Genomic DNA, 12293 nt, shown 5'->3' on the forward strand with positions numbered 1-12293 from the left:
CTTGTTTTTACCTGCGTTTTATCCAGTTCTATGTACCTTTATAGGCAGGTGGCTAAAAAGTAATATCATCATCAGGAACACTGACGTAGGTCTCGAAACATCCCGATGTCATAATTTGCGCACAACATAGCTGATCGTTAAATAGCAAAAGCATAATAGATGAAAAAACAGTGAATAGTTGGATATTAGGCATTTAAAAAAAATAGGGTTTTCAAAGATCTCGGAAAATTTCGACTATTGTAGATTCGTGCTAAAATTGTGTTGGAAAAACTTTTCCGATGCGATTTTTTATTACTTTGAATCTGGGTTAAAAGACTATATAATAGACTAATAAGAAAACGAAAACTGTTGAAAGAGGGATGTGTAGATGAAAAAATTCAAAAAAGAACTGACCTTATTATTGATGCTGTTATTGATATTTAATTGCTTTGGTTCCGTAGCGTTCGCAGCCACTGTCAATGATGATCAGACCATTACCCTAAAAATCATTCACACTAACGACACTCATTCCCGTTATACCTACAGTGTCAAAAACAACACGATCGGCTATGCCAAACTCAAGACCATTATCAATCAGGAAAGCCCTGATTTAACCGTGGATGCTGGGGATATCTTTCACGGTCAGTCCTTTGCCACCATCGAAACCGGCGGTTCGATTGCTGAATTGATGACAGCAGTGGGTTTTGATGCTATCGCTCCGGGGAATCACGATTTTAATTATGGAAGCGCACGATTGCTGGAGCTGGGAACCATGGCTAACACCAAAATCCTGGGAAACAATGTGGTTTTCACTGCGACCGGGGAAGCTTTTTTTGCGGATGACTATCTAATCAAGGAAATTGCGGTAGATGGTGTAATCATTAAAATCGGCGTATTTGGACTGATCAGTCCGGATATTTATGGGGATACGGCTCCGGCCAATGTAGCCGGACTGACCTTTGGCACCCGGGAATCGGTGATTGCTACCGCTCAGCAATCAGTAGCGGCGCTGGAAGCCCAGGGTTGTGACGTGATCGTTGCCCTGACTCATATTGGGGACTCCGATAATGGCACCTTAATGCGCAGTGACGCCATTGCCCAGGGCGCACCGGGAATCGATGTGATTGTCGATGGTCACACCCATGATGTGGAAAACCGGGAAGTCAATGGTACCCTGATCGTCCAAACCGGCTGTTATTCCAGTGCGGTGGGGGAGGTTGAGATTACCCTGAAAAAAGCAGTAGCACTGGCAGCCCGGATTGAACCCCCGGAAGCTGGAAATACTGAAGCAGTACCAGCCGCAGAAACAGCATCAGATGAATTAACAACAGAAATTCTTGAGTCTGAAATAACGGTTGAAGAAATCTTAGCAACTGAAGACACTTTGGTAGAAAACCAGGCAGAAGAAATAAATGCCGAAGCCATCATTCAGGAAAATTTGGATGGAGAAGAGGCATTGGTGCAGGCGGCGGAATATATCGCAACCAATGGAGTGGAAGTAACCTATACGGTTGTAAACAAAACAGAAACCCTGACAACCGTTGCCCAAGCAACGGATGATGTCATTCCGGCAGACCCGACGGTGGCAGCCCTGACAGCGGAAATTGAAGCCCGGGAAGATCCCATTAAAAAACAGGTGGTTGGAAATACCCCTGTAAAACTGGGTGGGAGCACTGACAATATCTGGCAGGATGTCCGGCTGAATGAACTGAATCTGGGTCGAGCCCTGTCCGACAGTTACCGTTTTGTTACCGGTGCTGAGATCGCCGCTGAAAATGCCGGGGGAATCCGGGCTCAGATTCCCGCCGGCGATATCAATAAGGGTCAGGTCATCGACGTGCTGCCCTTTGGGAATTATCTGGTAACCAAGTCAGTTTCTGGAGCGAATATTAAAAAAATGCTGGAAACTAGCATCGAAATCGGCATCAATAACCGGATTGCCAATGATAAAAATGATAATTCCTGGCCCAGCAACAGTGGCAGTTATCTGCAATGGAGCGGCATCACCGCCCAGTATGATTTAACCAAACCAGTGGGTCAGCGGGTATACATAGCCAAGGTCGGAGCTGCAGATCTGGATCCCAACCGGATGTATACCATTGCCTGCAATAATTATCTGGCCACCAGCAGCGATTACCCGGGTTTACAGGACGCCGCCATCATCAATGAGTATTCAGCCTGTGATGAAGCCTTTATCAGTTATCTACAGAACGCTGGTAATGACCGTTTTATGGCGGCCATCAACACCCCCAACGTGACCCCAGGTACAGTACCTCAACCGGTACCTAATCCTCAGCCGGTTCAACCAATACAAAAACAGTCATCCAACAATCCTAGAACAGGCTATGAGCCATGGCCTTGGACGATTATGCTCAGATCGGTTTTTTATGTCTGATAGAGGAGAGGTTATCATAAACAAAAAAAACAACCTCCAGGAGATCATGACCCTGGCAATTGAGACTGCAAAAGAAGGAGCATCCAGGGGCGAGGTGCCGATCGGGGCGGTGCTGGTTTGCGACGGCAGGATTATTGCCCGGGCTCATAATCAGAAGGAAAGTCTGGCGGATCCCACCGCCCATGCCGAAATGCTGGTGATTCGGGCAGGGGCAGAAAAATTGGGCCGCTGGCGACTTGGCGACTGTCAACTGTATGTCACCGCCGAACCCTGCGTGATGTGTATGGGAGCTATTATCCAGGCCCGAATCCCCTTGCTGGTCTATGGTGCCGCCGAAAAGAAATTCGGGGGGGTCGAGTCCACCGCCTGGCTGGGGCAACACCCGATGCTTCCCAAACAGATGGAAATTTACGCCGGTATCTGTGAGCAAGAATGCGAAGAATTACTGAAAGCATTTTTTGAGAAAAGAAGAATTGAAATGTAACTTTGAAAGTTCAAGAGGACATGGGAAATATGCCGTTTAATTGGGTATTGAATTAAATAAGAGGATATGATAAAATGTTCTTAAATGAAAGACATGTGTATTCGAGGTGAAAACAATTTTAAGATGATTGTCTAAACAATACTCGGTTTGACTAAAAAAGATTTAGAATAGGAGAAACACGAATGAATCAGAAATCCAAGGTGTACTTTACAACATTACGGACCACCGGCTCTAACAATATATTAAAAAAATTAGAAAAATTGGTCACCGCCGCCGGCATGACCGATATCGATTTTGAAAACAAATTTGCGGCGATTAAGATCCATCTGGGCGAACCGGGAAATCTGGCCTATCTTAGACCTAATTATTCCCGTGTCATTGTGGATATGATCAAAGAAAGAGGTGGGAAACCGTTTCTGACCGATTGCAATACTCTATATGTAGGACGACGAAAAGATGCTTTGGAGCACCTCGATGCGGCCTACGAAAATGGTTATAACCCCTTTGTCACCGGCTGTCATGTGATTATTGGGGATGGCCTGAAGGGCACCGATGATATTGAGGTGCCACTGGCTGGCGGCGAATGTGTGGCTGCGGCTAAAATCGGCCGAGCGATAATGGATGCCGATGTCTTTATCTCGATGACTCATTTCAAAGGCCACGAAAATACTGGCTTTGGCGGCGTGCTGAAAAACATCGGCATGGGTTGCGGTTCACGGCGGGGAAAAATGGAAATGCATTCCAACAGTAAACCCTTTGTTAAGGAAAAGAAGTGTCGGAGTTGTGAAATGTGCGGCAAGATCTGTGCCGTGCAGGCCATTTCATATGGTCAAGAAGATGGCAAAGCCAGCATCAACCACGACATTTGCGTGGGTTGCGGACGCTGTATTGGGGTCTGTCCCTTTGATGCTATTTCACCCAAATACGATGAGAGCAATGATATCCTCAATAAAAAAATCGCCGAATATAGCCAGGCCGTGTTAGACGGACGACCCCATTTCCACATCAGTTTTGTCATCGATGTTTCACCTAACTGCGACTGCCATGTCGAAAACGATCTGCCGATCATTCAGGATGTCGGTATTTTTGCATCAATCGATCCGGTGGCTCTGGATATGGCTTGTGCTGATGCCTGCAACAACGCCCGGATTCTGCGGGGCAGTTGTGCTGAGGAACGAATTATCGAAAACGAAGTTCAGGATCTGTCTGAACTGGATGTCTTTACCCTGGTTCACCCGGATACAAACTGGAAGGTCTGTGTTGATCATGCTGTCAAGCTGGGTCTGGGCAATAAGGAATACGAAATTACCGAGGTTTAAGAGCTGGCTTTACAATGGTTCAATCTAGAAACCGATATCATGATTTCTTTGATATTTTGTGATTGACAAAGGCAAAATAAATAGATATAATGACTCAAATACAAAAAGTTTTAATTAAAAATAATCAAATAAAATAACTGCTATGACCAAGAGAAAGATACCAAAAATTGTATTTAAGAGAGTTGGAGGATGGTGTGATTCCAATAATACAATGGTATGTAATACTCACTTGCGAGCTGCCAACCTGAAAATTTACCCAATTAGTAGGGAAGGCCGTGATCCCATCCGGGATGTCAACGTTAAATGACTATGGTTAGGTTCGTCTTGCGATCAGACCAGAAGAGGAAATAATTGTGAGGTTATTTCAAATTTTAGAGTGGTACCGTGGATACTTATATCCGCCTCTGTTTTTTACAGAGGCGGATTTTTTTAATTTATAAAGCTATGCGGTTAAGTAAGTTGAATAAACAAAAAGTAAGTACCGACAATTGTTACATCATGTTGTTTGCATCAGAGCGGACACGCCGTAGGCTCCGCGAAAGCAACGAGCCAATCACAAGCTTGCTTGTAGTTGGCGACTGCTCGCGACTAATGAGAAATTTTTTATTTCTTATTAGTGTCCGATTCTGCAGCAAACAACAGATTAACAATTGGTCGGTACGATTTACACAACATACGTGAGTATATAATGGTCACATTAAGTGGATTTATATAATTTAAAGATCAAACTATTAAAACATTTCAAGGAGGAAATTAACGAATGGCAAAATTATTTTATGACGCAGATTGTAATCTGGGGTTACTCGATGGAAAAACAGTTGCAATTATTGGATACGGAAGTCAGGGGCATGCTCATGCACTAAATCTGAAAGAATCAGGTGTGAATGTTATTGTTGGTCTTTATGAAGGCAGCAAATCCTGGCCAATCGCTGAAGAAGCTGGTTTAAAAGTAATGACCGCAGCCGATGCTACAAAAGTAGCGGATATCGTAATGATTCTGCTTCCCGATGAAAGACAGGCAGCGATCTACAAAGAAAGTATTTTACCAAACCTAGAAGCAGGCAACAGCCTTGTCTTTGCCCATGGTTTCAATATTCATTATGGTCAGATCATTCCACCAGCTGACGTCAATGTCTTCATGATCGCACCAAAAGGACCAGGACACACCGTCAGAAGCCAATATCAGGAAGGCCGCGGCGTTCCCTGTCTGATTGCCGTTTACCAGGATCCAACAGGCAACACCCATGATCTGGGCTTAGCTTATGCTTCCGGAATCGGCGGCGGCCGTGCCGGTATCCTTGAAACAACTTTCAAAGAAGAAACCGAAACTGATTTATTCGGTGAACAAGCGGTTCTTTGTGGCGGGGTAACAGCGCTGATGAAAGCTGGTTTTGATACTCTGGTAGAAGCTGGATACCAACCAGAAAGCGCATATTTTGAATGTGTTCACGAAATGAAACTGATCATCGATTTAGTTGTTCAGGGTGGATTAGGCTATATGCGTTATTCCATCAGTGATACGGCTGAGTATGGTGATTACATCACTGGCAGCAAAATCATCACTGAAGACACTAAAAAAGCCATGAAGGGTGTTCTTAATGACATTCAGGATGGTACCTTTGCCCGTAACTGGATCCTTGAAAACCAGGCAAACCGACCATACTTCAATGCCGTCAGACGGATTGAAACTGAAACTCAGGTTGAAAAAGTCGGCGCTGAATTACGAACCATGATGTCCTGGATTAAAAAATAAGCATTAAAAAAACATATTAGACATAATAAAAAGGCAGAAGACCTTCTGCCTTTTTTTAAAACAAAAAAACAAAGATTGTTTTAGAAGCAATCATGAATTTACTAAATCGTTTTTTATGTAAATTTGTAGGGGCGATTATCAATCGCCCCTACGAATGCAATAATTAATTGATCATCATAAAATAATTAGGAGGAGATGCAATGAGCAGAATCGTTAAAATATTTGATACCACCCTTCGAGATGGGGAACAGTCACCGGGTTGCAGTATGAACCTGAAAGAAAAATTAGAGATGGCGAAACAACTCGAACGTCTGAGAATTGACGTCATTGAAGCCGGATTTGCCATTGCATCTCCTGGTGATTTTGAGTCGGTTCAACTGGTTGCCAATGAGATTAAAAATGCCACTGTCGCCAGCCTGGCTCGTAGTACCGAAAAAGATATAACCACCGCCTATGAAGCCTTAAAAGGTGCGGTGAACCCGCGCATTCATTACTTTTTGGCAACCTCGGACATTCACATGGAATACAAGCTGCGGATGTCGCCGGAAACGGTACTGGAAAAGGCCATTGCAATGGCAAAATTTGCCAGAAACCTGTGCGGTGAAGTAGAGTTTTCAGCCGAAGATGCTTCCCGAACCCGACCGGAATTCTTATACCAGGTGCTGGAAGGGGTTATCAATCAAGGGGTTACCATAGTCAACGTCCCGGATACGGTGGGTTATACCACCCCCGGTGAATATTTCAAATTTATCGAAGGCATCCGCAACAACGTGCCGAACATCGATAAGGCCACCATTTCCGTTCATGTTCATGACGATCTGGGGCTGGGTGTGGCCAACTCCTTGGCAGCCATTCAGGCCGGCGCCGGCCAGGTGGAATGTACCGTTAACGGGATCGGCGAACGGGCCGGAAATGCCGCCCTGGAAGAAATTGTTATGGCGCTTAAAACCCGCTACGATGTTTACCAGGTGGATACCAATATCGACACCACCCAAATCTATCGCTCCAGCCGTTTGTTATCTAAGTTGACTGGAGTTCGAGTACAGCCTAATAAAGCCATTGTCGGCGAAAATGCCTTCGCCCATGAGTCAGGCATCCACCAGCATGGCATGATGGCCAATAAGGAAACCTACGAAATTATGACGCCGGAATCGATCGGCTTAAAAGAAAATAAAATGGTGCTGGGCAAACACTCCGGTAAGCATGCCTTTGTTGATAAACTGACCTCGCTGGGCTATACCTTAAGTGATGAAGAAGTATTGGATTTATTTAATCAGTTCAAGATCCTGGCTGATAAGAAAAAAGTCGTTTCGGATAAAGACATTCTGGCGCTGGTTGAACAAAAACAATTGGCCATTCCCGAAGTTTACTCTCTGGATCGGTTTGTTATCAGTACCGGGAATACCATTTCGACCGCCGCAACCATCAGGTTACGAAAAAACGGCGATCTTATCGAAGGCGTATCGCTGGCAGACGGCCCGATCAGCGCCGGGTTCAAAGCCATCAGCGAATTAGTTGACTGTGATCTGACCCTGATAGATTATGGGGTCACTGCCGTCACCGATGGCACCGATGCTCAGGGCGAGGCGCAGGTTAAAATATCCGATGGCACCCATGTGTATCATGGCCGGGGACTAAGCACTGACATCATCGATGCCAGTTTAAAAGCCTATGTTGACGCCGTGAACCAGATGCTTTATATAAATGATAGTCAAAGTAAAGAAACCCAGGAACAAGCAAGTAAAAAACCGTGATAAGGGGGAATTGGAATGTCAGAAAAAATATTAGTCTTTGATTCTACCCTCAGAGATGGGGCCCAGGCCGAAGGAATTTCCTTCTCTGTGGAAGACAAAATCCGCGTGGTCGAAACCCTGGATAAAATGGGGATTGATTATATTGAAGCCGGAAACCCCGGCTCCAACCCAAAAGACATCGAGTTTTTCAATCGCATCAAAGGCATCCACCTTAAACATGCCAAGTTGGTTGCCTTTGGCAGCACCCGACGGGGCGGTATTGCCGTTGAGGATGATGCCAATCTAAAGGCCATTCTCGAAACAGAAACCCCGGGGGTAGCCATTTTTGGAAAAAGCTGGACCTTTCACATCACTGATATCATCAAAACCACCCTGGCCGAAAACCTGAAAATGATCGAAGAAACCATGGCCTATCTCAAAGCCCAGGGAAAAGATGTAACCTTTGATGCGGAACATTTTTTTGATGGCTATAAGAACGATCCGGCCTATGCCATCGAAGCTCTGCTGGCTGCCCAGGAAGGGGGAGCCGATTGTCTGGCTCTCTGTGACACCAACGGCGGCACCCTGCCCTATGAAATTCTGGAAATCGTTAACGATGTGCGCCAGAAATTACGGATTCCCCTGGGGATCCATTGCCATAATGACAGTGGCCTGGCTGTGGCCAACTCATTGATGGCCGTTCACGCCGGCGCCCGTCAGGTTCAGGGAACCTTCCTGGGCTATGGCGAACGCTGTGGAAATGCTAATCTCGCCACCATTATCCCTAATCTGCAGCTAAAAATGGGATTCCATTGTCTGGCCGATACGGAGCTTAAAAAACTCACATCCTCAGCGATTCGGATTGCTGAGATTTCCAATTATGCCCTCACCGGCCGCGAACCCTTTGTCGGGAAATCAGCCTTTGCTCACAAGGGCGGCATGCATATCGACGCCGTCATAAAAAACCCGGCCTCTTTTGAGCATGTAACGCCGGAAGCGGTAGGAAACGAACGACGAATTTTAATGTCCGAGGTTTCCGGCCGCAGCACTATTATTCAACTGATCAACGAGGTCGATCCAAGTCTCACCAAGAAATCTGACGAAACCACCCGGGTGATGGATCGCATCAAAGAGCTGGAATACCAAGGCTATCAGTTTGAAGGAGCCGAAAGTAGTGTCAAATTGCTGATCCGCAAAGAGCTGGGGATGCACAAACCATTTTTCACCCTGGAAGATTTCAAAACCATTGGCGAACAAACCCATACCAAAGAAGCCCTCAGCTCCTCCGCCGTGGTCAAAATTAACGTCGACGGTCAATCGGAAATCAATGCCGCCGAAGGGGATGGCCCGGTCAATGCGCTAGATAAGGCGCTCAGAAAAGCGCTGGAAGTCTTTTACCCCAAAATCAGCGAGGTTCGCCTGACCGACTTTAAGGTTCGGGTCATCGATTCCAAATCAGCCACCGCCTCCAAGGTTCGGGTGCTGATTGAAAGCTCCGACGGCGTGGACATCTGGACTAACGTCGGAGTTTCCACCGATATTATCGAAGCCAGTCTGATCGCTCTGATCGATTCCATCGAATACAAACTGTTAAACGATGAGGAACGAGAAAAATAAACAAACAACGATTAGTAGCGGTTCGTAGGGGCGATTATCAATCGCCCGCCAACGTCATTCAATTATAAAAACAGCAAAGCCAATCATCACCAAATAAAGATAACGAGGAGAACAAATGAATTATAAAATAGCCGTAATTCCCGGAGACGGAATCGGCCCTGAAATTGTCGGGGCCAGTATCAAAGTCTTAGATAAAATTGCTGAAAAGTTTGACCATACCTTTAACTATACCGAGGTATTAGCCGGTGGCGCCGCCATTGACGCCTGTGATAACCCACTGCCTCAGGAAACCGTGGATATTTGTCTGGCTAGTGATGCCGTTTTACTAGGCGCCCTGGGCGGACCAAAATGGGATAACCTTCCTGGTGATAAACGACCGGAAGCCGGTCTGCTGGGTTTAAGAAAAAGCCTGGGTCTTTATGCCAACCTGAGACCAGCCATTCTTTATGAAGAATTGAAAGCCGCCTGTCCGTTAAAACCAGAAATCATTGCTGACGGTCTGGATATTATGGTGGTTCGGGAGCTGACTGGCGATGTATATTTTGGTGAAAAAGGCCGTGACGGCGATTTTGCCGCCTGGGATATTATGAAATATACCCGACCAGAAGTCCTGCGGATTGCTAAAAAAGCTTTTGAAATTGCCATGAAACGTGGTAAGAAAGTGACCAACGTCGATAAAGCCAATGTCCTGGAAGTTTCCCGATTCTGGCGAAGCTGTGTGGAAGAAGTGGCCAAAGACTATCCTGAGGTGGAATTGAACCATTTATATGTCGATAACGCTGCGATGCAACTGGTTATCAACCCCAAACAGTTTGACGTCATCGTTACCGGTAACCTGTTTGGCGATATCTTATCTGACGAAGCGAGCATGATCACCGGTTCCATCGGGATGTTGCCATCAGCCAGTATGGCCGACGGCAAATTCGGAATGTTTGAACCAATTCATGGTTCCGCCCCCGATATTGCCAACCAGAACAAAGCCAATCCGATTGCGACCATCGTATCGGTAGCGATGATGCTACGATACTCGCTGGATCTGATTACCGAAGCCGATGCCATCGAAGCTGCCGTTCAAAAAACCCTGGCACAAGGCTACCGCACCGGCGACATCTTCTCAGCTGGTATGACCCTGGTTGGCACCGTCGAAATGGGCCAGAAAATCATCGAAAACCTGTAAAATTATTTAAACTAAAAACCAAACGTTCATAATTATTAGTAGGGGCGATTATCAATCGCCCGCAAACCGGAACAATATTAATTTGAAAACATCAAAACCACAAAAGAAAGGATATCAAATGAAAAGTGATCGTGTAAAAAAAGGAGTTGAAACAACTCCCCAGCGCTCTTTATTCAAAGCCATGGGTTATATCGACGAAGAACTGGAGCAACCCTTAATTGGCGTGGTTAATTCCTTTAATGAAATCATTCCCGGACATATTCATTTAAATACTATCACTAAAGCGGTTAAGGACGGCGTTCGCATGGCTGGGGGAACCCCCATCGAATTCCCGGCCATCGGAGTTTGTGACGGTATCGCCATGGGTCATGTGGGGATGAAATATTCCCTCGCTTCCCGCGAACTGATTGCCGATTCGATTGAAATCATGGCTACCGCTCATTCCCTTGATGCGCTGGTTTTGATTCCCAATTGCGATAAGGTTGTCCCTGGCATGCTGATGGCTGCCGCCCGGCTGAATATTCCGGCCGTGGTAGTCAGCGGCGGCCCAATGCTCACCGGAAAAGCCGTGGGTCAGAAGGACACCGATTTAAATACTGCTTTTGAAGCAGTAGGTGCCTTCAACGCCGGCAAGATTGATGAAAAAGAGCTTAAATCCTTTGAAGACTCCGTTTGCCCCGGCTGCGGTTCCTGCTCGGGAATGTTCACTGCCAACAGCATGAACTGCCTGACCGAAGTGTTGGGCATGGGGCTGCCTGGCAACGGCACCATTCCCGCTGTTTTTGCCGAGCGGGTTCGGCTAGCCAAAAAAGCTGGGATTCAGGTGATGGAAATGTGGAAACGGGATATTAAACCCCGGGATATCATGACTGATGCAAACTTCAGAAACGCCTTGGCCTGTGATATGGCTCTGGGTTGTTCCACCAACAGCATCCTGCATTTACCAGCGATTGCCAACGAAGCCGGGGTCTGTATTGACCTTCAGGAAGTCAACGAGATCTCCGCTAAAACCCCTCATCTGTGCAAGCTGGCACCCGCCGGAAATCACCATCTGGAAGATCTGTACTACGCTGGGGGCATTCAGGCGTTGATGAAAACTTTAGCCGATGCCAAGCTGATCGATACCAGCCTGATGACGGTAACCGGCAAAACGATTGCCGAAAACCTGACCGGAGTATTCAATAAAAACCCGGAAGTGATCCGACCACTAGCTAACCCCTACAGTCAAACCGGCGGTTTAGCCGTTCTTTTCGGCAACCTGGCACCAGACGGCGGCGTCGTTAAACAGGGGGCAGTAGCGCCGGAAATGTTAAAACATGAAGGCCCAGCCCGAGTATTTAACTCCGAAGAAGAAGCTACGGAAGCCATCAAGGCCGGCAAAATTGTCGCCGGCGACGTCGTTGTGATCCGCTATGAAGGCCCCAAAGGTGGCCCGGGGATGCGGGAAATGTTGTTCCCAACCTCCGCCATCGCAGGCATGGGATTGGACAAAGATGTGGCCTTAATCACCGACGGCCGTTTCTCGGGAGCTACCCGCGGCGCCTGTATCGGCCATATTTCTCCAGAAGCAGCCGCTGGCGGAACCATCGGTCTGATCGAAGAAGGTGACATCATCGCCATTGATATCCCCAACCGCTCAATTGCCGTAAAAGTGGATGACGCTGTACTGGCCGAACGAAAAGCCGCCTGGGTTCCCATCGAACCAAAAATCAAAACCGGCTATCTGTCCCGTTATGCCAGACTGGTGACCTCGGCATCAACTGGCGCCGTCTTTGAAAAATAAAGAAAGTTAACGCTTGGTAAAATAAAAACAACAACCTCAATTCCGGTTCGTAG

The 12293-nt window shown here is 46.7% G+C and carries 8 protein-coding genes and 1 other annotated feature; all 8 genes read left to right on the top strand.

Annotation, left to right across the window (positions count from 1 at the left end; translation table 11 throughout):
- The first annotated feature begins 367 nt into the window (after positions 1 to 367).
- The 8 genes from Q7J41_RS14250 (at position 368) to ilvD (ending at position 12240) form a co-directional block, all read left to right on the top strand.
- Positions 368 to 2374: a bifunctional UDP-sugar hydrolase/5'-nucleotidase gene (locus Q7J41_RS14250; RefSeq protein ID WP_304889104.1), complete on the top strand. Its 2007-nt coding sequence runs from the start codon at positions 368 to 370 to the stop codon at positions 2372 to 2374.
- On the top strand, positions 2367 to 2858 hold the full coding sequence (locus tag Q7J41_RS14255; protein WP_304889105.1) for a nucleoside deaminase: 492 nt from the start codon (positions 2367 to 2369) through the stop codon (positions 2856 to 2858). Before Q7J41_RS14250 ends, Q7J41_RS14255 begins: the two co-directional genes overlap by 8 nt.
- Before the next feature lie 182 nt (positions 2859 to 3040).
- Complete coding sequence (locus tag Q7J41_RS14260; RefSeq protein WP_304889106.1) at positions 3041 to 4177, top strand: DUF362 domain-containing protein; 1137 nt, start codon at positions 3041 to 3043, stop codon at positions 4175 to 4177.
- 133 nt (positions 4178 to 4310) lie between these two features.
- Positions 4311 to 4586: a binding site (T-box leader), on the top strand.
- A gap of 351 nt (positions 4587 to 4937) precedes the next feature.
- Complete coding sequence (gene ilvC / locus Q7J41_RS14265; RefSeq protein ID WP_304889107.1) at positions 4938 to 5930, top strand: ketol-acid reductoisomerase; 993 nt, start codon at positions 4938 to 4940, stop codon at positions 5928 to 5930.
- A 200-nt stretch (positions 5931 to 6130) separates the two neighbouring features.
- On the top strand, positions 6131 to 7684 hold the full coding sequence (locus Q7J41_RS14270) for a 2-isopropylmalate synthase (RefSeq protein ID WP_304889108.1): 1554 nt from the start codon (positions 6131 to 6133) through the stop codon (positions 7682 to 7684).
- Positions 7685 to 7699: 15 nt separating this feature from the next.
- Positions 7700 to 9280, top strand: coding sequence for a citramalate synthase (cimA, locus tag Q7J41_RS14275; protein ID WP_304889109.1), 1581 nt, complete (start codon positions 7700 to 7702; stop codon positions 9278 to 9280).
- A 115-nt stretch (positions 9281 to 9395) separates the two neighbouring features.
- Entirely contained in the window at positions 9396 to 10457 is a 1062-nt protein-coding gene (gene leuB, locus Q7J41_RS14280) for a 3-isopropylmalate dehydrogenase (protein ID WP_304889110.1), read from the top strand.
- A 118-nt stretch (positions 10458 to 10575) separates the two neighbouring features.
- Positions 10576 to 12240, top strand: coding sequence for a dihydroxy-acid dehydratase (gene ilvD / locus Q7J41_RS14285; protein WP_304889111.1), 1665 nt, complete (start codon positions 10576 to 10578; stop codon positions 12238 to 12240).
- Positions 12241 to 12293 lie beyond the last annotated feature (53 nt).

It is taken from the genome of Acetobacterium sp., from assembly GCF_030652775.1.
GTDB lineage: Bacteria > Bacillota > Clostridia > Eubacteriales > Eubacteriaceae > Acetobacterium.